At 57.4% G+C, this 21536-nt stretch carries 22 protein-coding genes; 12 read left to right on the plus strand and 10 right to left on the minus strand.

Annotated elements, in window-relative coordinates:
* Nucleotides 1-54: 54 nt before the first annotated feature.
* The 4 genes from BVL55_RS01335 to BVL55_RS01350 all read right to left on the minus strand — a co-directional run bounded on the left by BVL55_RS01335 (nucleotide 55) and on the right by BVL55_RS01350 (nucleotide 1949).
* A complete protein-coding gene (locus BVL55_RS01335) occupies nucleotides 55-288 on the minus strand; it encodes a hypothetical protein (RefSeq protein WP_075995393.1) in 234 nt (77 codons plus the stop codon).
* Nucleotides 219-665: a TadE/TadG family type IV pilus assembly protein gene (locus tag BVL55_RS01340; RefSeq protein WP_075995394.1), complete on the minus strand. Its 447-nt coding sequence runs from the start codon at nucleotides 663-665 to the stop codon at nucleotides 219-221. Before BVL55_RS01340 ends, BVL55_RS01335 begins: the two co-directional genes overlap by 70 nt.
* A gap of 45 nt (nucleotides 666-710) precedes the next feature.
* Entirely contained in the window at nucleotides 711-1289 is a 579-nt protein-coding gene (locus tag BVL55_RS01345) for a TadE/TadG family type IV pilus assembly protein (RefSeq protein ID WP_075995395.1), read from the minus strand.
* A gap of 186 nt (nucleotides 1290-1475) precedes the next feature.
* Nucleotides 1476-1949, minus strand: coding sequence for a pilus assembly protein N-terminal domain-containing protein (locus BVL55_RS01350; RefSeq protein WP_075997806.1), 474 nt, complete (start codon nucleotides 1947-1949; stop codon nucleotides 1476-1478).
* A 588-nt stretch (nucleotides 1950-2537) separates the two neighbouring features.
* Here BVL55_RS01350 and BVL55_RS01355 point away from each other — a divergent pair.
* The 9 genes from BVL55_RS01355 (at nucleotide 2538) to BVL55_RS01395 (ending at nucleotide 11657) form a co-directional block, all read left to right on the plus strand.
* Nucleotides 2538-2696, plus strand: a complete 159-nt coding sequence (locus BVL55_RS01355; RefSeq protein ID WP_075995396.1) for a Flp family type IVb pilin — start codon at nucleotides 2538-2540, stop codon at nucleotides 2694-2696.
* 185 nt (nucleotides 2697-2881) lie between these two features.
* Entirely contained in the window at nucleotides 2882-3403 is a 522-nt protein-coding gene (locus BVL55_RS01360) for an A24 family peptidase (RefSeq protein ID WP_075995397.1), read from the plus strand.
* 205 nt (nucleotides 3404-3608) lie between these two features.
* Entirely contained in the window at nucleotides 3609-4427 is an 819-nt protein-coding gene (gene cpaB / locus BVL55_RS01365; protein ID WP_075995398.1) for a Flp pilus assembly protein CpaB, read from the plus strand.
* 51 nt (nucleotides 4428-4478) lie between these two features.
* Nucleotides 4479-6008, plus strand: coding sequence for a type II and III secretion system protein family protein (locus BVL55_RS01370; RefSeq protein ID WP_075995399.1), 1530 nt, complete (start codon nucleotides 4479-4481; stop codon nucleotides 6006-6008).
* Nucleotides 6009-6034: 26 nt separating this feature from the next.
* A complete protein-coding gene (locus tag BVL55_RS01375; protein WP_075997807.1) occupies nucleotides 6035-6778 on the plus strand; it encodes a CpaD family pilus assembly protein in 744 nt (247 codons plus the stop codon).
* 46 nt (nucleotides 6779-6824) lie between these two features.
* Nucleotides 6825-8117 (plus strand): CpaE/TadZ family protein, encoded by a 1293-nt coding sequence (locus BVL55_RS01380; protein ID WP_075995400.1) that lies wholly within the window; start codon nucleotides 6825-6827, stop codon nucleotides 8115-8117.
* Between the two features lie 39 nt (nucleotides 8118-8156).
* Nucleotides 8157-9656, plus strand: coding sequence for a TadA family conjugal transfer-associated ATPase (locus BVL55_RS01385; protein WP_075995401.1), 1500 nt, complete (start codon nucleotides 8157-8159; stop codon nucleotides 9654-9656).
* Nucleotides 9657-9660: 4 nt separating this feature from the next.
* Nucleotides 9661-10662, plus strand: coding sequence for a type II secretion system F family protein (locus BVL55_RS01390; protein ID WP_075997808.1), 1002 nt, complete (start codon nucleotides 9661-9663; stop codon nucleotides 10660-10662).
* 14 nt (nucleotides 10663-10676) lie between these two features.
* Nucleotides 10677-11657 (plus strand): type II secretion system F family protein, encoded by a 981-nt coding sequence (locus BVL55_RS01395; protein ID WP_075995402.1) that lies wholly within the window; start codon nucleotides 10677-10679, stop codon nucleotides 11655-11657.
* 409 nt (nucleotides 11658-12066) lie between these two features.
* Here the strand turns inward: BVL55_RS01395 and BVL55_RS01400 are convergent, their stop codons facing one another.
* A complete protein-coding gene (locus tag BVL55_RS01400) occupies nucleotides 12067-12699 on the minus strand; it encodes a hypothetical protein (RefSeq protein WP_075995403.1) in 633 nt (210 codons plus the stop codon).
* A 299-nt stretch (nucleotides 12700-12998) separates the two neighbouring features.
* Nucleotides 12999-13790 carry a tetratricopeptide repeat protein gene (locus BVL55_RS01405; RefSeq protein ID WP_075995404.1) on the minus strand — a complete coding sequence of 264 codons (792 nt, stop codon included), beginning with the start codon at nucleotides 13788-13790 and terminating at the stop codon, nucleotides 12999-13001.
* Nucleotides 13791-13918: 128 nt separating this feature from the next.
* Between BVL55_RS01405 and BVL55_RS01410 the strand changes: the two genes are divergently transcribed.
* From BVL55_RS01410 to BVL55_RS01420, 3 genes are all read left to right on the plus strand, one after another.
* The gene (locus BVL55_RS01410) at nucleotides 13919-15310 is read left to right on the plus strand and encodes a leucyl aminopeptidase family protein (protein WP_075995405.1); all 1392 of its coding nucleotides are present in this window, start codon (nucleotides 13919-13921) and stop codon (nucleotides 15308-15310) included.
* 75 nt (nucleotides 15311-15385) lie between these two features.
* A complete protein-coding gene (locus tag BVL55_RS01415) occupies nucleotides 15386-15727 on the plus strand; it encodes a MarR family transcriptional regulator (RefSeq protein WP_075995406.1) in 342 nt (113 codons plus the stop codon).
* Nucleotides 15727-16620, plus strand: coding sequence for a C40 family peptidase (locus tag BVL55_RS01420; RefSeq protein ID WP_075995407.1), 894 nt, complete (start codon nucleotides 15727-15729; stop codon nucleotides 16618-16620). The genes BVL55_RS01415 and BVL55_RS01420 overlap by 1 nt, the downstream gene beginning before the upstream one ends.
* A 12-nt stretch (nucleotides 16621-16632) precedes the next feature.
* On the opposite strand, the gene BVL55_RS01425 is transcribed toward BVL55_RS01420, so the two are convergent.
* The 4 genes from BVL55_RS01425 to BVL55_RS01440 are packed head-to-tail and all read right to left on the minus strand — an operon-like array spanning nucleotide 16633 to nucleotide 21492.
* On the minus strand, nucleotides 16633-17586 hold the full coding sequence (locus tag BVL55_RS01425; RefSeq protein WP_075995408.1) for a 2-hydroxyacid dehydrogenase: 954 nt from the start codon (nucleotides 17584-17586) through the stop codon (nucleotides 16633-16635).
* A gap of 23 nt (nucleotides 17587-17609) precedes the next feature.
* A complete protein-coding gene (locus tag BVL55_RS01430; protein WP_075995409.1) occupies nucleotides 17610-19241 on the minus strand; it encodes an ABC transporter ATP-binding protein in 1632 nt (543 codons plus the stop codon).
* The gene (locus BVL55_RS01435; RefSeq protein ID WP_075995410.1) at nucleotides 19241-20392 is read right to left on the minus strand and encodes an ABC transporter permease; all 1152 of its coding nucleotides are present in this window, start codon (nucleotides 20390-20392) and stop codon (nucleotides 19241-19243) included. Before BVL55_RS01435 ends, BVL55_RS01430 begins: the two co-directional genes overlap by 1 nt.
* Nucleotides 20389-21492, minus strand: coding sequence for a microcin C ABC transporter permease YejB (locus BVL55_RS01440; RefSeq protein WP_075995411.1), 1104 nt, complete (start codon nucleotides 21490-21492; stop codon nucleotides 20389-20391). The genes BVL55_RS01435 and BVL55_RS01440 overlap by 4 nt, the downstream gene beginning before the upstream one ends.
* Nucleotides 21493-21536: the final 44 nt, after the last annotated feature.

Raw genomic sequence — 21536 nt, forward strand, 5'->3', positions numbered from 1 at the left:
TAAAAAACGGCCTCGAAAGAGACCGTTTTTGTACCGTCATGAAACCGGCTCGGTTTAGGAGCAACTGCCCTTTACCTCGATGTTATTGCCGATACGCGGGCGAAGGAACATTTCCTCCTCCATCTGAATGGCGGTGGTATCCTTGCTCAGATCACCAACCTTGTGGGTGGCAAGCCAGCCAACGGCAGGTGTGTAGGTGGTCCGGATATCCGCAGCAATCAGAAAGTTGCCATCGATCTTGATCTTGTTGGGTACGTTGTAGACCGATCCCTTTGCAGCAGGCGACATGCCGTAGCCGCGCCCCCATTGTACCTTCGGGTTCCATTGTCGATCAGTATGCCCGTCAGCCGAATTTTCAAAGAATTCGAGTAGGGATACATGATGTCGTCGGCGATCTTGATGATGTCGTTGAGCACCGGATCGGTGAAGCATTCCGCCTGGGTAAGAAGATCGCCCAGCGTGCTGGAGACACGGGACAGTTTCCGGTTGGCCGAAAGCGCGCCGGAAATCTCGATTGTGCCCACATAAAGCAACAGCATCAGCGGTGCGATGAAAGCGAACTCAATCGCGGCAACGCCCTTGATGTCGTCGCGAAATGCCGCTGCTGCCAGGCGAAAGCCTTCAAGTCTGGCATGCATTTTGTCTTTCACGGTCGCAGTTTTCATTGTTTTGTCCTCGTATTCATGCCTGGCGTGGTCAAAGAACCGGGGTCAGGAGGAATAAGGTTCGGTTTTGAATGCAGCGATTCCGGTCAGCACCGCATTGCCATTGGTCAGATCGGACAGATATTGCTGCAGATAGTTGGTAAAGACCGGCCATTCGGCCACTACGGTCAGCATGACGATCTGCTTGGGACCGGCCGCCTCGAACTTGAAATCGGAAGAATCAAGCTCACCGTCTTCCGGCTTGGGTGAATCGCCCAATTCGTCATAGGTAGCCACGACCTGCATGTCGATGAGAAGCCCGTCGCAGTCGAACAGCACAGCAGCACTGTCGCAGATTTCGTTGCGAAGCTGATCTTCCGTCATTGTCTGATCGAGCTGGCCGGTTCTGATCTTCCTGCCGACATCGTCGACCGAGCTTTCCAGCACCTGGCCGGCAAAGAACAGCAGCGAAGTTTCGACAATAGCCATCAAGAGCGCAAAGAACGGCATCGCAAGCATGGCGAATTCAATCGCCGTAACGCCATCCTGGTCTTTCGAGAACCGGCGAACGATTTTGGGCGCACTGAAAAACCCGCAGCTCTTGGGCCTGTTTTCAGTGTGATCGGTTGTTACAGTTTTTGGCATTTGTACCACCGTAGGTTCCGCAAGGTTGCTGCACTCTATCAACGATCCGTTGAAATAGTGTTTCACCGGATTTCGAAAATTTCGGCTATTGACGAAAGGATCTGTTAACCATCCGGCCATCCATCACGGAAAATGAAAAAGCCGGGTTGTGGCCCGGCTCATCGGTTTTCTGCGCTGGCAGCAGGCTTACTTCGCCCCTTCAGACAGGCTGTTGCGCGCCGTTATCTGCTGTTGTGCAAATTCGAAACGGTCTGCAGAATCGCCAATGGTAAGCGTCGGTTCGCAGACCGGTGCACAGGCAAGCGTCACGCGTTCTTCCCGCCGATAGATGCGCACGGTGTTGGCTTCATGACCGCGCACCACGACCGTTTCATCAACAACTGGCTCGCCATCATGGTCGAGCACAATCAGGTTGGTTACGCCGAAAGAGCGTCCGGTCAGCACAAGGGTGACGTCATCCTCAACCGTTGCATCTGCAATCGCAGGATTGCCGATGATAACCGTGGCAGCGGGACGGGAAATCCTGAACACCTTGGCCCGGTCCACGGTTACGACCACCGGTTCTGCGACAGCAGGCTCGGCCTGGCCGGGCAATGCGGCGAACGCAAACAGGCAACCGGCGATAGCGGCAGTCAGGCATGACTTTGAAGGCTTGAACATGGTGGGCTCCGAACGCGTTACGGTTTTCGCCATATTCGGCTTTTTTGGTAAAGGAAGCCCTAACGGAGCCGCGATCAGCACAACCGCTTGGATCCGGTTCCGTGCCGCTATTTCAGCAGAACGCGGCGGATTTTGCCCCTGGCATCGTTGAAAACCCCTTGTGGTGAGGCCACACCACGGCGGATTTTTCGCCTTGCCAGAGACGAAATCCGTCTCGCGCCGCGTGCGAAACCTGAATGTCGATACAGCCTGGCCTCTCGAAAGGGTCAACTTCCTTACATTATAATGAGTGACGGGAAACCAGGTTCTGCAGACATGCAGCCCGGGCAAAATATGAGCTGCTTTCCGCGCGGCCTGTTTGAATACCGAATGCTTACAATCGGGTCTGCGGGTCATTGCCGATTGAGGCAATTTTATTGATGGCCGTCAGCGTGGTTTAACCATGCTTTCCTTTCTGGCTGAGCAAGGTTTTGTTAACGACCGAAATTAACGGGTTCTCAATTTGTCGGGCGTAGATTGGCGTCAGATCGGGGAAAAACCCGGTCGACACAAGTGTTCTAAAACACGTGGATCAAAAGGAGCATAACCATGAAATTCGTATCTCGTTTTCTGAAAGATGAGTCCGGTGCAACTGCAATTGAGTACGGCCTGATCGCCGCTCTTATCTCTGTTGCTATCATCGGCGGCGTAAGCGCCACTGGTGGCGGTGTTTCCACTACCTTCAACACGATCGCTGGCAACCTGTAAGGTTTCCAGACCAGGTCACAAAGACCTGGCGTAAAGGTTTGACACAGGGCCGTCCCATTGGGCGGCCCTGTTGTTTTTTGTAACCGCAGCGGCGCGCCGGCCCCTTAACCGCTTGTTCACCATAAACCCATAGGCTTGCGGCACCCGGCTATCCGGCTTGAACGTAACCTTATCAGGTGGCATCCATGCTTCAGGCAGCACTTGTTTCCTTCTTCCCGTTCTTGATGATCTATTCGGCGTTTTCCGATCTTGTATCGATGACGATCCCGAACAAGGTGTCTCTTGCCCTGATCGCAGGATTTGTTCTGTTTGCCTGGTGGACAGGCATGGATCTGGAAACCTTCGTCTGGCATTGGGCTCTGTTTGCCGCTGTGCTGGTTGCCTCCATTGCCCTGTTTGCGTTCGGCCATATCGGCGGCGGCGACGCCAAGCTGGCCGCTGCCACCGTCCTCTGGCTCGGCTGGGACCATGCGCTGTCCTACCTGTTCATCGCGTCACTGATTGGTGCGGCACTCACGCTTGTCATGATGCGGCTGCGGGGAAACATCATCCCCGGTAGCGTCGAGAAGGTTGAATGGATTGCCAGGCTCTACAGGGCAGATTCCGGAATCCCCTATGGCATCGCCCTTGGCGCGGCGGCCATTGTAATCTATCCGCAAACGCGCTGGATGGAACCTGTCTTCAATCTGGCTTTGCCCGGCATGTAGCCGTCATCCTGCAAATCCCTGCATCTTGAGACAACCCGGCTTGGCCGGGTTTTTTGTTTCGGGCGGTCCAGAGCCGGTTCGCTCCGCAAAGTATCGAGTCTGTTAACCATCATCGCTAGGTATCCGTTAACCATAATTACACCTTTGCCTGACAAAACTGACTTTGAGGGTTTCCAGCGCTTGGAGCAGTTTTGAGGGTACGGGTATGAGAAAAGCACAATTGGTGGTCTTGGCAGGAGCAGTGCTGGCTGCAGGAGGCGCAGGGTACCTTGCGATGAACCTCATGCAGCGCGAGCCCGAGCCGCAGCAGGTTCAGCAGCAGGCACCATCCATCCAGATGGAAGAGGTGCTGATCGCAGCATCCGACATTCCCATGGGAACGAAGGTATCGGCCGACATGCTGGAGTGGCGTGAATGGCCGCAGAACGGCGTCGCCGATGGCTTCATTACGATGAGCGGGCGTCCGGACGCTGCAAGCGAAATGACCGGCTCGATTGCCCGTGCAACAATCTATGCCGGTGAGCCGCTTCGCGACTCCAAGCTGGTCCAGTCCGACCAGGGCTTCATGTCAGCCATTTTGCCGAAGGGCCAGCGGGCAGTTGCGACCAGTATTTCAACCGCGACCTCGGCCGGCGGGTTCATTCTTCCCAACGACCGTGTCGATGTACTGATGACGCGCCGCCGCACCGGTGAGGGCGAAGAGGGATTTGCAACCGAGGTTATCCTTGAAAACATACGCGTACTGGCAATCGATCAGTCCATCCGCGAACAGGACGGCGAGCAGGTGGTGGTTGGTGAAACTGCGACACTTCAGTTGAGTCCGAAGGAAGTGGAAATTCTTACCGTTGCCCAGCAGACGGCTGATCGCCTTTCCCTGGCACTGCGCTCGATTGCCGACGCCAATGAAGAGGTCAAAAAGACCGGCGATCACCTGCTCAGCGGTGGATCGGGAACCGTGCGGATCATCCGCTACGGCTCCATCAAGGAAGCAAACGCACCGCCGAGAAAATCCCGTGAGGATTAATCCCCGCAACACGCCGATGAAACGGATCGAAAGATGACTGAGGGTAACAAAATGCGTAACACCAGGGGAAAAATTTTCCGCACCATGATGTTGTCGGCGGCGTTGTGTGCGCCCTTCTTCATCACAGGCGGATTGCCGGCTCCTGCGGAGGCGGCAACCAAGAACTACATCAAAATTTCCCGGAACGCGATCGGACAAACGCGCACGGTAAAGGTCGGCCTCAACAAGTCGATGGTTATCGACCTGCCGGACGATGCGCATGATATTCTGGTCGCCAATCCCGAGGTTGCCGATGCCGTGACCCGCACATCACGGCGCATCTATATTTTTGCCAAGCAGGTCGGCGAGACCAATATCTTTATCTTCGACCATGCCGGCAACCAGCTGCTTTCGCTTGATCTGGCCATCGAGCGCGACGTTGCCGGTCTGGAAGAATACATCGAAAAATACGTTCGCGGCGCTGATGTGAAAGTCGAGATCATCAACGACAACATCGTGCTGACCGGAACGGTTCCAACACCCCAGGCATCGGTGAAGGCTGTCCAACTCGCCCAGATATTCGTCAAGGGCGGTGAAGCGACCACGCCATCAGCGGGCGGTTCCACCGGCGCGGCAGGCGGCGGCACGGTCGTCAGCTTCGGTGAAGAGGAAACCCGCGAATCGGCGATCGTCAACCTTATGACGATCGATGGTGAAGATCAGGTCGCGCTGAAGGTTACCGTTGCCGAAATCCAGCGCAACATCGTCAAGCAGTTGGGCATCGACTTGTTGTCGAGCCTTTCGGTTGGCGGGCTGGCGACGCGGATCATCGGCGACAATCCGCTTGGCCTTGGAAAGGTGAAATCCACCAGCAGGCTGATTTCATCCTATTCCCATGACGACGGCTCCTTTGAAGCCACGCTTCGTGCGCTCGATCAGGCCGGGGTCATGCGTACCCTGGCAGAGCCCACGCTGACGGCGATCTCCGGCGAGGCGGCCACCTTCAATGTCGGCGGGGAATATCGCATTCCTACCGGCAAGGACGACACTGATGACGGAGTTGTCTACAATTCCGAGACCGTGGAATACGGCATCTCGCTCGGCTTCAGGCCGGTTGTACTGTCACCAGGACGGATCAGCCTGCATATCCAGACCCAGGTCTCGGAGCCGACCAGCGAGGGCAGCTTTGTAACACCGCGCGGAAGCGTCGAATCGGTGACCTATCCCGGTATCCGGCGGCGCGAAGCGGAAACCACGGTCGAACTCCCCTCCGGTGGCTCAATGGTGATTGCCGGCCTTATCAAGGACGACGTGCGTCAGGTTATTTCCGGTTTCCCCGGATTGAGCCGAATTCCAATCCTGGGAACCTTGTTCAGAAGCCGCGATTACCAGCGCTACGAAACCGAACTCGTCATTATTGTCACGCCTTATCTGGTGCGGCCGGTTGCCCGCCAGAACCTGGCCCGCCCGGACGACAATTTTCAGGCCGCGGTGGACACCCACGGATTGTTCCTTGGCCGCGTAAATCGCATCTACGGAACCACTGACGGCCAGATGCCGGCAGGGCGCTATCGCGGCAATCCGGGATTTATTTTCAAGTGATGGAAGGTTTGTACGGAGTTGAGATGATGAAAAAGTTAGACCATCAGGGCAGAAATGCCGGCGGCCGCAAACCTGAAACCGGCAGCAAACGAACCAGTAGCAGAAACTTGCTGCTCGCCGGGTTGCTGGCGGCCGGTGCCGTCACCATGACCGGTTGTGCGAGCTTCAACCAGGACCAGACGACGGTGGGCTCGGTGCCGAGTGATTACCGCCTGCGCCATCCGATCATTGTATCGGAAAATGAAACGGCAAGGGACATTGTCATTCCCCGCAACCTCAAACAGCTGTCCTTGCGCGACCGTGACATCGTCAAGGGCATTGGCAGCGATTTCCGGCGCTCAGGTGCCAGATCAATAATGATCCTCATCCCGTCCGGTTCGTCGAACGAGCACGCAGCGCGCCGCGCAGCAAGCCAGGCCGTCAAGGAGTTGCAGGAACTGGGCATCGGTTCGCACCAGATTGCAATCAGCCACTACAGTGCCGCTCAGCATGGCGAATCGGCAACCCTGCGGATCGTCTATTCCGATCTTGCAGCCGGTGTTGCCAGCCAGTGTGGCCAGTGGACCGAAGACATCATCGCCACCGGCCAGAACGAGAATTACCACAACTTCGGTTGCGCGACACAGAACAACTTGGCGCAGATGGTGGCCAACCCGGCAGACCTTCTGGGGCCAAGGGCAATGTCTGAGGTTGATTCCACCAAGCGCACAAGGGTGATCGAGGATTGGCGCGATGGCACGACCAAGCTGGTGACCGATCTTAGTGAGTAACGCCTGAGGCGATGGGTTCGAGAGTAAGTTTATCCGGGAACATAAAATGTCCAATCAGTTGCAAGAAGATCTGACAATGCAGGAAGCGGCAGTGGGCTCTGAAAGCCCGGCGGCCGGCGATCTCAACAAGATCCAGTTGGTGCCTCGCATCACCGTTCAGGCATTCTGCGAGACGGAGATCGTGTCTCAAACCATAGACATGGCTGCGCGTGACAGGCGCATGTCCCGGGCCACGGTAAAAGTACTCAACGGCGGCCTCGCCTCGGCAGTGGAGTATTTCCAAAGCGCCCCGACGCCCAATCTGATCATCATCGAAACCAGGCTGGACGGCGTGGAGCTGATGACGGGATTGAGCCGCCTTGCCGAGGTGTGCGACATGGACACCAAGGTCATTGTCGTCGGTCACCGCAACGACATCAGCGTTTATCGTGAACTGATTGCCAACGGTGTCTCCGACTATCTGGTTGCACCGCTTTCAATGGCTGATCTGATGTCGGCAATCTCGGACATTTTTGTCGACCCCGAAGCCGGGCCGCTTGGCAAGGTTCTAGCCTTCCTCGGCGCCAAGGGTGGCGTGGGGTCTTCCACCATCTGCCACAACGTTGCCTGGACCATTTCCAGCCGTTACAGCAGTGAAGTCATCCTGACCGATCTCGACCTGGCTTTCGGAACCGCCAACATCAACCTTGATCAGGACCCGCCGCAGGGGATTGCCGAGGCGGTCTACTCGCCTGATCGAATGGACGATATCCTGCTCGACCGGTTGCTGGCCAAATGCGCCGATCACCTCAATCTTCTGGCGGCGCCTTCCACGCTCGACCGCACCTATGATTTTACCCAGGATGCCTTCAATGGTGTGCTTGAGGTCGCCCAGCGGTCATCGCCAATGGTCGTACTTGATCTGCCGCATCAGTGGAGCGCGTGGACCAAACACATTCTCTCGATTGCCGATGAAGTGGTGATTACCGCTTCCCCGGAACTCGCCAATCTTCGCAACACCAAGAACCTGCTCGACAAGCTGGGTGAATTGCGCCCCAACGATACGTTGCCCAAACTGGTCATGAACCAGGTCGGCGTTCCCAAGCGGCCTGAAATCAGTGTTGCCGATTTTATCCGGCCGCTCGATGTACAGCCGGCAGCGGTTATTCCATTCGAGCCTGCCCTGTTCGGCATGGCTTCCAACAACGGTCAGATGATCTCGGAAGCCGATCCCAAGAGCGCTATTGTCGGCAGCATAGAATACCTGACCCAGCTGGTCACCGGAAAAGCTGAAATGAAGGTGGAGAAGAAGGGATCACTCGGCATCTTGTCGAAGCTCAAACTCGGAAAGAACAAGTGACACTGACGGTCTTTGTCAGGAGTTAGTCAGAGGTAGGAAATGTTCGGCAAACGCGGCGTAAATCAGGGCAATCCGGGCGAATTGAAAGCCCCGCCCACAGCTCCCGAGCTGGAGAAAAAGGATGTACCGGCTGAAGCCCCGGCAGTGCCTGAAAAGGACACGGCCACGGCATCGGCTGCTGCTGTTGAGCGCGTTGAGAAGGCAATTGCAAAACCGGCTCCCCCAAAACCGGTGATCCGGGAAAAGACCGAAGAATATTACGATACCAAATCAAGTGTCTTTACCGCACTGATCGACACCATTGATCTCGGCCAGCTTTCGCGCATGGAAGCCGATGCTGCGCGCGAGGAAATTCGCGATATCGTCAACGATATCATTTCCATCAAAAATCTGGCGATGTCCATCTCCGAACAGGAGGAGCTGCTCGAGGACATCTGTAATGACGTTCTGGGCTATGGCCCGCTCGAGCCGTTGCTCGCAAGGGATGACATTGCCGACATCATGATCAACGGGGCAAAGCAGACCTTCATCGAAGTCGACGGAAAGGTCTTGCAGGCAGGTATCCGCTTTCGCGACAATTCCCAGTTGATGAACATCTGTCAGCGCATCGTCAGCCAGGTCGGGCGCCGGGTCGATGAATCGAGCCCGATATGTGACGCCCGCCTGCCCGATGGCTCCCGCGTCAACGTTATCGCGCCGCCGCTTTCGATCGATGGCCCGGCACTGACAATTCGTAAGTTCAAGAAAGACAAGCTCACGCTCGACCAGTTGGTCAAGTTCGGGTCGATCACGCCCGAAGGGGCTCAAATCCTCCAGATCATCGGAAGGGTGCGCTGCAATATCATCATCTCCGGCGGCACCGGCTCGGGCAAAACGACGCTGCTCAACTGCCTGACTGGCTATATCGATCAGGACGAGCGCATCATCACCTGCGAGGACTCGGCTGAATTGCAGCTCCAGCAGCCCCATGTGGTTCGCCTGGAGACGCGCCCGCCAAACCTGGAGGGCGAAGGTCAGATCACCATGACGGATCTGGTAAAGAACTGCCTGCGCATGCGCCCGGAGCGCATCATCGTCGGTGAGGTCCGCGGCCCCGAGGTCTTTGACCTTCTGCAGGCGATGAACACCGGCCATGACGGTTCCATGGGAACGATCCACGCCAACTCGCCGCGCGAGTGCCTGAACCGCATGGAATCGATGATTGCCATGGGCGGCTTTTCCCTGCCGGCCAAAACGGTTCGCGAAATCATTGTCGGTTCTGTCGACATCATAATTCAGGCTTCGCGCCTGAGAGACGGCTCGCGCCGGATTACCCACATCACCGAGGTGATCGGTCTGGAAGGCGAGGTCATCACCACGCAGGATCTCTTCATTTACAAAATGGACGGCGAAGACGCCAACGGCAACATCATCGGCAAGCACGTGTCGACCGGCATCGGACGGCCTCATTTCTGGGATCGCGCGCGCTACTACAATGAGGAATCCCGCCTGGCTGCCGCGCTGGATGCGGCTGAAACCGAGAACCAGCAGGGAATCTGAGTTCATGTTTGGACTGGACCTCACCATTATTGCCATCATGGGGCTGGCCGCGTTCGCGTTCGGCGGCATCATCTTTGCCGTCATGTTCAACCGCATTTCCTCGGAAGCCAACCAGGCGCGCCGGTTCAACAGCATCAAGGATCGTGACCAGTTCAAGGCATCAAAGGCCTCCGCACGCATTCAGGATGCAGCCAAGCGGCGCAAGACGGTTCAGGACTCCCTGAAAGAACTTGAGGAAAAGCAGAAGGAAAAGCACGGCACCAAGGTGACCCTGAAAAAGATGATCGAGCAGTCCGGTCTGCCGATCACCGTGCAGCAATTCTATGTTCTCAGCCTGGTATTCGGAATTCTCTGCGGCTTTATAACCCTGTTTTCCGGCTTCAACTTTATTGTCGTCATTGGCGCCGTCTTTGTCGGCGCACTCGGCGTTCCGCGCTGGTTCGTTTCCTTCACGCGCAAGCGCCGCTTCAAGGCATTTCTGGATGAGTTTCCCAATGCCATCGACGTCATTGTGCGCGGGGTAAAGGCCGGGCTGCCGCTCAATGACTGCCTGGCCATCATCGCACGCGAAGCAAAGGAGCCGGTACGCTCGGAATTCAACCGCGTCGTGGAATCGCAGAAGATGGGCCTGACGGTCGGCGATGCCATTGGAAAGCTCTACGAAAACATGCCAGTTGCCGAAGCCAACTTCTTCGGTATCGTCGTTTCGATCCAGGAAGCGGCAGGGGGCAATCTTTCCGAAGCGCTTTCCAACCTCTCCAACGTGCTGCGCGACCGTAAAAAACTGCACAACAAGATCAAGGCGGTCTCATCGGAGGCCAAGGCTTCAGCGGGCATTATCGGTTCGCTGCCCATGTGCGTTTCGATCCTGATCTACATCACGACACCGGATTACATCACATTGCTGTTCACACACTCGACCGGGCACATGATCCTTGCCGCCTCTGCGGTCTGGATGTCGATGGGCATTCTGGTGATGAAAAACATGATCAACTTCGATTTCTGACCGGAGCGACGGGTTTGGGCAATCTCCTTTCAATCGTATTAGAGCCGCAGAACCTTCTGGCGATTCTCGCATCGCTGGCGGTCTTCGCCACGATTTTGACCATCGCCATGCCGGTATTGCAGCGCGATGAACTGTCGGACCGCATGAACACGGTTGTGGTTGAGCGCGACAAGATCCGCCAGCGTGAGCGCGAGCGCCTGGCCGAAGAGAAAAAAAGGGGATCGCTGAAGCAGACCGACGCGGGCTTCATGAAGGATTTCGTCGACCGCTTTAATCTGAAAAAGGCACTGGCGGACGAATCCACATTCAGCTCGCTGAAGATGGCGGGATACCGCAAGCAATCACATGTTTATGTGTTTTTGTTTTTCAGGCTCGTCCTGCCTGCCATCATGCTGGCAGTGGCAAGCATTTACGTCTTTGCCATCGCCGATCTGCAATACACATTCATGATGAAGCTGGCCATCGTTCTGGGCATCGCCTATGCCGGCTTTTATGCACCGATCGTCTTCGTCAGAAACCAGGTCTCCAAACGGCAGCTTTCGATCCGCCGTGCCTGGCCCGATTCGCTCGATCTGATGCTGATCTGCGTAGAATCGGGCATGACCATGGAAGCCGCCCTGCGCAAGGTTGCGGTTGAAATCGGCACCAATTCGCCGCCGCTGGCTGAAGAACTCGTGCTGACCAATGCCGAGCTTTCCTATCTTCAGGAGCGCCGCCAGGCCTATGAAAACCTTGCCGCCCGCACCGGGCTGGAGGGCGTCAAATCGGTTACCATGGCCCTCATTCAGGCTGAGCGCTATGGCACGCCACTGGGCAATGCGCTGCGCGTTCTGGCACAGGAAAACCGTGATCAGCGCATGGCGGATGCGGAAAAGAAAGCGGCCTCCCTCCCGCCGAAGCTTACCGTGCCGATGATCGTGTTCTTCCTGCCGGTTCTCTTTGCCGTGATCCTCGGTCCTGCGATTATCCGGTTGACCGAAAAAGACATCTTCTAGAGCGTGTCCGGTTTAAATGGAAGCAGTTTGCATGGATGGATTTTTCGCCTCCGGCAAGCAGAACACCGCAGCGCGGTGCCTTGCCACCTCGCGAGGATTTCGACGAAGCCAGAACGCAAAAGACACCACAGCCGGGCACTTAACATCATGAATGTATCGGGTTTTCTGCAATCGTTTGAACCTGGTTCCTTGCCCTTCGGGCAGCGCCGGAAAATACTGACAGTGCCTGCACTGCGCCGCATTTTTCCTCCTTGCCGAAGACCAAACTCCCGGCGTTCAAACGATTCCATTTAAGCCGGACACGCTATAAAACCCTGAACGCCATCAGGGTTTGGTAATTGCGCTGCACACACAAAATCTGCGCCGCCTCATCCAATGAGGCGGCGCAATTGGTTTTCGCTTCAAATACTTACTTCTTTCTGAAAGCTGCCGGCACGACTACATGTAGGGCAATGCCATTGTCGCGATGATTGCCGCCGGCAACGGATGCAGCCCATGCTGCCGCCGCACCCAGGGCAGCACCTGCCGCCGTGGCGAAAGCCACAATGACCGACTGATTGGCCACCCAGACTTGCAGATTTTCAGACAATTGAGGGGCATCAACTGCCGGTGAAGTTGCAACCAGCGACCCCGCAATGCCTGCAAGGGCGCCAGCCAATGCCATCGAGACAGTCGCCAACGCCCACGCCGTCAAACCGTGAACGCCGTCGCGGAAATCCACCTCATCTTCACCGGCATCGCCCATCGGCATCCGCATCCGGCCGGAAATGTATCCGGCAGCAGCCGAGCTGCCCACAGAGACCAGCAGAAGCCACAGAGCAGCAGCCACGAAGTTGTAGGAAATGGTGTTGTCGGCCCGTACAGGCTCACCCATGGCAAGGCCAACAGCGCTGCCGAACTCAATCAGGATTACGGAAATGGCGACAGCCATCAGCGCGCCGGCCCATACCGGGCCCCATTCCAAATACGAGGTGTTGGCGGTTGGCGCAGCTCTTGTAACGGCCGCGGTTGCCGCAGTTCTTGTGGTTTGTTTGGCTGCCATGATTACCGCAACCCGAGTGCAGATAGAATGAACAGGACAACGACCACGAGGCCGATAAGATAGATAATGCCGTGCATGATGAAGATACCTCCCGAGTATGCGGTTAATGATACTCGATGAACGTTCGGATACCGGGATGGTTCCGTCGAGGTATGGTCAGTGTTCTGCTTCACCCGTTGCGGGAGCAAGCATCGGCTGCTTTTTCAGCACTGTCATGGGAGGAGACTGCGGCTGCAAGGCATCGCGGCGCAGATACAAAGACGAATTCGGTGGCGTGTGGGAGGTTTTGGGTACTGGCCCTAATTTGTACCCTTGTCATCCTCTTTCAGGATGTTCCAGGCATTCTGCTGGGAGAGCATCTGGCGCAGATAATCCACATTCGCCTTTGCGTCCGTTGGGCTCATTTCGGCTGCAGCGATGCGCTCGGCCTCTTCAAACCGGCCCTGCAGACCGACTACAAGGGCAAGGTTCTGCCGCACGCGGCTGTCCGCTTTCCGGGTACCCACAGCCATCTTCAGGTATTGTTCGGCTTTCGGCAGCTCATTGGTCAGCAGGTAGGACATGCCCAGGTTGGAAAGAACCGAAGGTTCGTCCGGTACAATCTGCAGTGCCTTTTGATAGTAGACGCGGGCTTCCTGGGGCCGGTCAAGCTGATCGAGCACGGCGCCCTGCGCAGAAAGCAGCCGCCAGTCCGGCCGGTCGTCATGCTGGGCCCGGCCGATGACTTCAAGCGCTTTTTTCAATTCGCCGTTGGAAGCAAGTGCCTTGCCATAGGCAGCCAGAACATCGTTGTCGTCGGGATGGTGGATCACCATTTGCTGCATGACAGCAAGCGCCTGATCGGTACGGCCCGCCGTCCGCAATGCATCGGCATAATTGAGCCCGGCCTGTTTGCTTTTGGGCCGCCGCTCATATTGCTTGCCATAGCTTTCGATGGCCCGGTTGAGTTCCGGCACGGATAGCTCCGACATGGAGGCGCTGCTGCGCTTGATGCTGCCGGTCCGGGTTTTGTCGGTAGCACAGGCCGAAAGCGCAAGCGTGGCGGCCAGCATCATGACAATGGAGGATTTTCGATTGATCTCGAACAACATACCGCAATTCCCGAATCACCATGGCCCAGGGGCTGATACATCGAGCAATAATCTGTTAACCCTAATGGAAAGTTAATTTGGCTGATCCCGGCCCAGTGCCGGTCTGCCGCCTGCAATGGAATATGAGAATGAACCCTGTCAGTTTGCCGTTTGTCGGCGCTACGAATGCCCGATCAAAAAAGGCAACGCCAATCATTGCAGTGAGCAAGGCTTCGCTGTCAAAGGCAATTGGCAGCTTCCCTGCGCCCCAGAAGAAGTGGATCAAGGCCAATGGCTACACCGCTGATTCGGGAAAAATCCTGGTCGTTCCGGACGAGAAGGGTGCGATATCGGCAGTGCTGTTTGGCACTGATGACGCTGCAACGCCGCTCAATACCGGGGCGTTGGCCGCAAAACTGCCTGACGGCTGCTACCGGCTCCAGATGCAGGGCGATCTGCACGGCGCTGCACTCGGCATTGCCCTGGGGGCGTATCGCTTCACCCGCTACAAGGAACACAAACGCTCCAAGGTCGAATTTGTCCTGCCGGAGGGCGTCGACAAACAACGGCTCTTCCGCGAAGCCGAGGCAGCCTATCTTGCTCGCGATCTGATCAACACGCCTGCTGGCGACATGGGGCCGGATGAGCTTCAATCGGCGATGCGCGGATTGGCCACCCGGTTCAAGGCAACGATGCGTGTGATCAAGGGGGATGATCTTCTGAAAAGGAACTTTCCCATGATCCATGCCGTCGGGAGAGCCAGCGCGTCAGCGCCACGGCTGCTCGACATGAAATGGGGCAGGGCCAAGGACCCCAAAGTCACGCTTGTCGGCAAAGGGGTTTGTTTTGATACCGGCGGCCTCAACATCAAGCCGGGCGGCTCCATGGCGCTGATGAAAAAGGACATGGGCGGTGCGGCGAATGTGCTGGGCCTTGCCATGATGATCATGGCGGCGAAACTGCCGGTCCGCCTCCGCGTTCTGATCCCGGCGGTTGAGAATTCGATTTCCGGCAATGCCTTCCGCCCCGGGGATGTTCTGCCAAGCCGCAAGGGCATTACCGTCGAGATCGGCAATACCGATGCCGAAGGCCGCCTGGTGCTCGGTGATGCGCTCACCTTGGGCGATGAGGAAAAGCCGCAACTGATGATCGACATGGCAACGCTTACCGGCGCTGCCAGAGTTGCCCTCGGTCCGGACATGCCCCCCTTCTACACCGATGACGAGCAGCTGGCCGGCACGCTTGCAGCTGCCAGCACGGCCCTTCATGATCCACTTTGGCGCATGCCTTTGTGGAAGCCGTACAACACCATGCTTTCTTCCAAAGTCGCCGACACCAATCACATCACATCCGGCGGGTTTGCCGGTTCGGTGACCGCGGCGCTGTTTCTGCAGAAATTCGTCGAGCCGGCAACGCGATGGGTTCATCTCGATATCTTCGGCTGGGTACCCGCTGCAAAACCCTGGTGCCCGGTCGGTGGTGAAGCCCAGGGTATCCGCGCCCTGTATCAACTGGTTACCGAACGCTTTTCGACGGCCTGAATGGTTGCCTCTTGCGATGACCGAGGTCGCGCAGTAACCTGTTACGGTTACGAAACGATTGACGGCAGAAATCGAATGGAAATCCGGGCAGATCAGGCCTTGCGCTGGTGGAAGCGGGTGTGTCTTGAACAGGTGCTGGATGACAGGCCGGATCTGACCTTGCGCCAGTTGACGCTGTTGCTGGTCATCTATCTTGATCCGCCACCCCACACGGTGCGTGGCCTGGCAGCCCGTCTCAATGTCACCAAGCCGGTTGTCACGCGGGCGCTTAATGCCATGGGCGCCATGGGCCTGGTGGAGCGCCGCCGCGATGAACGCGACCGCCGCAACGTTCTGGTTCGCCGAACCGTGGAAGGCAGCCTGTTTTTGGAAAAACTGTCAGACACCATCACCCTCGCCGCCGGGGAAGAGCTGTGATGAACCGGCATCAGCCTCAGTTCAATTGGCCGGAAATAAGGGACGACGATCCCCGGCTGTATTTGTCCCAATCGGAAAAGCAGGCAGCGGAACCTGCCTGGATTTCAGGCTTTTTCGCCGATGTGAAACGTCAGCCGCAGGCGGACGCCGGTCTCGACACGCAACTCCTGCACGGCGAAAACGTGCTGAAAGTTGAAACCGGCAATGGCTGGGCGAAAATCCAGGCGCGGCGCAATGGTTACGTTGGCTGGATTCTGGAAGATGTGCTGGGCGAAGGCGAACGTAGCCCAAGCCACCATGTCAGCGTCCCCCGCACGTTTCTTTATCCCGGGCCGGACATGAAACTTCCCCGCAGCGGTTACCGCTCCCTTGGCTCCGGCGCCGTGGTGGTGGGTAAGGCGGAAACCCGTGGCACGCGCTACGCCATTCTGGACAGTGGCGAAGCAATCATCGAAGACCACCTTGTTGCCGTCGGCAATCATGCCGAAGATTACGTCAGCGTTGCCGAAACCCTGCTGAGAACGCCCTATCTTTGGGGCGGCAGCACCGCCTTCGGCATAGACTGCTCGGGCCTTGTTTCGCTTGCCATGCAAATGGCAGGGATCGATGTGCTGCGCGATTCCGACATGCAGGCGGCCACCATCGGTGAGCCGGTCGCCATTGATCCCGATTGGAGCAATCTCTGGCGCGGCGATCTTGTTTTCTGGCGCGGCCACGTGGCGATTGCCCAAGGAGAGATTGGCGGCCTCCAGCACCTGCTTCATGCAAACGGCCACACCATGGATGTTACAAGCGAACCGGCTGACGAAGCCGTCAGGCGCATTGCCCATTTGTACGAAACACCGATCGGCGTGCGCCGCCCTGCCAGTCTGGGCAAAGTTGCTTCCAGCTAAACAGGACATGATCTAGTAACCAAGTGAACGGTCGACCACGTTTTCAAGTTCCTGGCCGGCTTCAAAGCGGGTGATCTGGTTTGATACATATCGGCCCAGTGCTTCGATGTCGGAAACAGCGGCCGCATGAGGTGTAAGGATTGCCTGCTCAAAACCCCAAAGGGGGCTTTCGGCAGAAAGCGGTTCTTCCTCGAACACATCGAGTGAGACTCCGCCCAGGGTTCCATCCTCAAGGCAGGCGGCAATATCCGCTTCGACCTGGCTGCCGCCCCGCCCGCCATTGATGAAAACCGGGCTTGCGATCTCTTCATGGCGCTGAAGTCTTGAAAAAATGCCGCGATTGAAAATGCCCCGCGTCTCACGGGTCAGCGGCAACAGGCCGACGAGCACATGCGTAAGGGCCAAAAAGGCATCAAGTCCTGCTGCATCATACACGTCGATGCCTTCCACCGGTCCTCCCGACCTGCTCCAGCCAACAACGTCAAAGCCGAGGGCCTTCAGTTTGCGTGCTGAATCCTGTCCCAGCTGGCCCATCCCCATGATCCCAACGGTGACTTCGCTTGCCTGTGGTTGCGGCAATTCCTGCCACAGCCTTTCGCGCTGTTGGCGGTCATAGGCGCGCTGCTGGCGCAAATGCATCAGGCATTGCAGGCACACCCATTCGCTCATGCGGGTCGTCAGCGTATGATCGACAAACCGCACGATCGGCACATCCGGCAGGAAATCCGCCTGGAAAATATGATCCACGCCGGCGCCAACGGAAAACAGCACTTCAAGATCGGGCAGGCGGTTGAACAGTTTCCCATCCGGCTTCCAGACCAGCGCATAGCGCACACCGGGAAAGGTTTCCGGGTGGGCGCTGCCATCGTTGATGTCGACCACATTACGCCCGCCAAGAGCTGCCTGCAGGCGGTCAAACTTGCGGGTGCTTTCAAACTGGATGTCGATGAGAAGCGGTGAGGGCATGATATCCTGCGGAAAATGGAACGCTATTGATCGACAATGCCTTCAGGCGCCGCCTCAATATCAAAAGCCGCCGCCATCAGCGCCTTGGTGTAATCGGTTTTCGGCTTTTCGAAAATCTGCTTTGCCTCGCCCTGTTCCACCACCTTGCCGTTGCGCATCACGATTACCTCATTGGCAAGCGCCCGCACGACCTTCAGGTCGTGGCTGATGAACATGTATGTCAGCCCGTGCTTTTTCTGCAACTCGCGCAACAGCTCGACCACCTGAGCCTGAACGCTCATGTCAAGCGCCGAGGTGGGTTCGTCCAGCAGCACGAATTTCGGTTCCAGAACAATGGCGCGGGCAATGGCGATACGTTGGCGCTGGCCGCCTGAAAACTCATGCGGATAACGGTGCCGGGTTTCCGGATCGAGCCCGGTTTCGGAAAGCGCCTTGCAGACGCGTTCATCGCGCTCGCCTGCCGTGAGGTCCGGGGCGTGAATTTTCAGTCCTTCGGCAACGATCTCGGCAATGCTCATGCGCGGGCTGAGCGAACCGTAAGGATCCTGAAAGACAACCTGCATGCGGTTGCGGTAGGGCCGCATTTCCCGGAACGACTTTTCGTGGATGGCATCGCCCAGAAAGACAATCCGCCCCTCGCTGGAGATTAGCCGCACCAGCGCCATGCCGAGCGTCGTTTTGCCGGAGCCCGATTCGCCGACAATCCCAAGCGTCTGTCCCTCGCGCAGGGTGACATCGATGCCGTCCACGGCTTTGACGTGATCAACCGTCTTTCGGAAGAAGCCGCGCTTGATCGGAAACCAGACCTTGAGGCCCTTTCCCTCCATGACAAGTGGCGCCTTCAGGTTGCTTGCCGGAGGTGCGCCCCGGGGTTCTGCGGAAAGAAGGTGCTTCGTATAGGCATGCTGCGGTTTCTCGAACAGCTTGGCCGTATCGCCCGTTTCGACGATCTTGCCGCCCTGCATGACACAGGTGCGATGGGCGATCTTGCGGACAATGCCGAGGTCATGGGTGATGAACAGCATCGACAATCCCTGTGCCTTTTGCAGTTCACCCAGCAGTTTCAGGATTTGCGCCTGCACCGTCACGTCGAGCGCTGTGGTCGGCTCGTCGGCGATCAGCAGTTTGGGCTCGTTGGCAAGCGCCATGGCAATCATGACACGCTGCCTCTGGCCACCTGAAAGCTGATGCGGATAGGCACCAAGCCGCTTTTCCGGTTCGCGGATACCCACAAGGTTGAGCAGTTCCAGCGTTCGTTTTCGGGCCGCTTCACCATCCATGCCCTTGTGCAGCAGCAACACCTCGGCGACCTGCTGCTCGATCGTATGGAGCGGATTGAGCGAGGTCATCGGCTCCTGGAAGATCATGGTGATGTCGTTGCCGCGGACACGCCTGAGGTCGCGCTCATCATGGTCGAGCAGGTTTTCGCCATCAAACCAGACTTCGCCGGACGGGTGCGATGCGGCGGGGTAGGGCAGCAGCTTCAGGATCGAAAGCGCGGAAACGGATTTGCCCGATCCCGATTCGCCCACCAGCGCAACCGTTTCGCCGGGCAGGATATCGAAGCCAATCCGGTCGACGGCCAGATTGGTTTTGCCGCCCTGGGTAAAGGCGACGGAAAGGTCCCGAACGGAAAGGAGGGGGTTTTCTGCCATCAGCCGAACGTCTTTCTCGGGTCGAAGGCATCGCGGACCGCTTCGCCGACAAAGATCAGCAGCGACAGCATCAGCGAGACCACGACGAAGACGGTCACACCGAGCCATGGTGCCTGCAGATTGTTCTTGCCCTGGGCAAGCAGTTCACCCAGGGAAGCCGAGCCCGGTGGCAGGCCAAGCCCGAGGAAATCGAGTGAGGTCAGCGTGGTGATCGACCCGTTGAGGATGAAGGGCAGAAATGTCAGGGTTGCCACCATGGCATTGGGCAGCAGGTGTTTGAAGATGATCGTGCGGTTGCCCACGCCAAGCGCCCGGGCCGCGTTGACATATTCAAAATTGCGTGCCCGCAGGAATTCCGCCCGCACCACACCGACAAAACCTACCCAGGAAAACAGAAGCATGATGCCGAGCAAAATCCAGAAGCCGGGCGGCAGGATCGCAGCGATGATCAGCAGGATGTAAAGCACCGGCAGCGACGACCAGATTTCGATAAAGCGCTGGAACAGCAGATCGGTCCACCCGCCGAAATAGCCCTGGATTGCGCCGGCTGTCACACCCACCACGGCAGAAAGGGCAGTCAGGATGAGGCCGAACAGAACCGATATGCGAAAACCGTAAATGACCCGCGCCAGCACATCACGGGCCTGATCATCCGTGCCCAGCCAGTTCCAGTTGCCCAGATGGCAGGCCGGATCCTCCGCACCCAGTGCATAGGCCTGACAGCGGGCCTCCTGGTCATAAAGCCATGAAGGCGCGGAAGGTGCCGGTTCGGGAACCTGGTTGTGCACCGTACGGTAGGAATAGCGTACCGGCGGCCAGATGGCCCAGCCGTTTTCCGCGATCGCTTCCTCGATCTCGATGATCTTGTAATCGGTCTGGGCAAGAAAACCGTCTTCTCCCAGCCAGTGCTCCTCGGGGTAATCCGTCAGGACCGGCGAATAAATGCCGCCCTTGAACCAGACCAGAATCGGCCGGTCATTGGCTAGAAATTCGGCAAACAGCGACAGTACGAAAAGAACAAGAAAAATCCACAGCGACCAGTAGCCCCGCTTGTTCGCCTTGAAGTTCTGCCACCGCCGCTGATTGAGCGGCGACAGGGCAATCCACGGGCGCCGGACCGGTGCCGCATCGATACGCGCCGCCGCCGTCATACGCTCCTCGATTCAAAGTCGATGCGTGGATCGATCCAGGTATACAGCAGGTCCGACATCAGGCTGACGAAAAGCCCCAGCAGCGAGAAGATGAACAAGGTCGCAAACACCACCGGATAGTCGCGCTCGATGATCGAGCGGTAGCCCAGCAGGCCGAGGCCATCCAGCGAGAAGATGGTCTCGATCAGCAGCGAGCCGGAGAAGAATGCAGCGATAAAGGCACCGGGAAATCCGGCGATGACAATCAGCATCGCATTGCGGAAGACATGCCCGTATAGCACCTGGCGTTCGGTAAGTCCCTTGGCCCGCGCCGTCTGAACATACTGCTTGCGGATCTCGTCCAAAAACGAGTTCTTGGTCAAGAGCGTGGTCGTTGCAAAGGCCGCCAGCACCAGGGAAATGAGCGGCAATGTCAGATGCCAGAAATAGTCGGCAATCTTGCCGGCCAGCGATAATTCATCGAAATTTTCGGACGTCAGTCCGCGCAGCGGAAACCAGTCGAGATAGGATCCGCCGGCAAACAACACGATCAGCAGCACGCCCACCAGAAAGCCCGGAATGGCATAGGCAACGATAATGACGCCGCTGGTCCAGATATCGAACCGGCTGCCGTCGCTTATCGCCTTGCGAATGCCGAGCGGAATGGAAATCCCGTAGGCAACCAGCGTGATCCACAGCCCCAGCGAGATCGACACGGGCATCTTTTCCTTGATGAGTTCGATAACGGAAATCTTGCGGAAATAACTTTCACCGAAATCGAACCGCGCATAGTTCCACAACATCAGGAAATAGCGTTCGAGCGGCGGCTTGTCGAAACCGAACTGCTTTTCCAGCTTGTCGATGAATTCGGGATCAAGCCCCGCCGCGCCGCGGTATTTTGATGATCCGCCGCCACCCTGTTCGAACTGCTGGTCCTGGGAAAAGTCAGTGCCGCCGCCCGACAACCGGTCGGTAGCAGACCCGCCCTGGCCGGAAAGCTGGGCAATCACCTGCTCCACCGGCCCGCCGGGCGCAAACTGCACCACGGCAAAGGTAATGGTCAAAATCCCGATAATGGTCGGGATCATCAACAGCAAACGCCTGAGGATATAGGCTCCCATGCCTGGTGGTATACCCCGTCTTCATTGCCGGGAAACCCTTGTCC

Origin of the sequence: Salaquimonas pukyongi (genome assembly GCF_001953055.1) — a bacterium.
Classification (GTDB): domain Bacteria; phylum Pseudomonadota; class Alphaproteobacteria; order Rhizobiales; family Rhizobiaceae; genus Salaquimonas; species Salaquimonas pukyongi.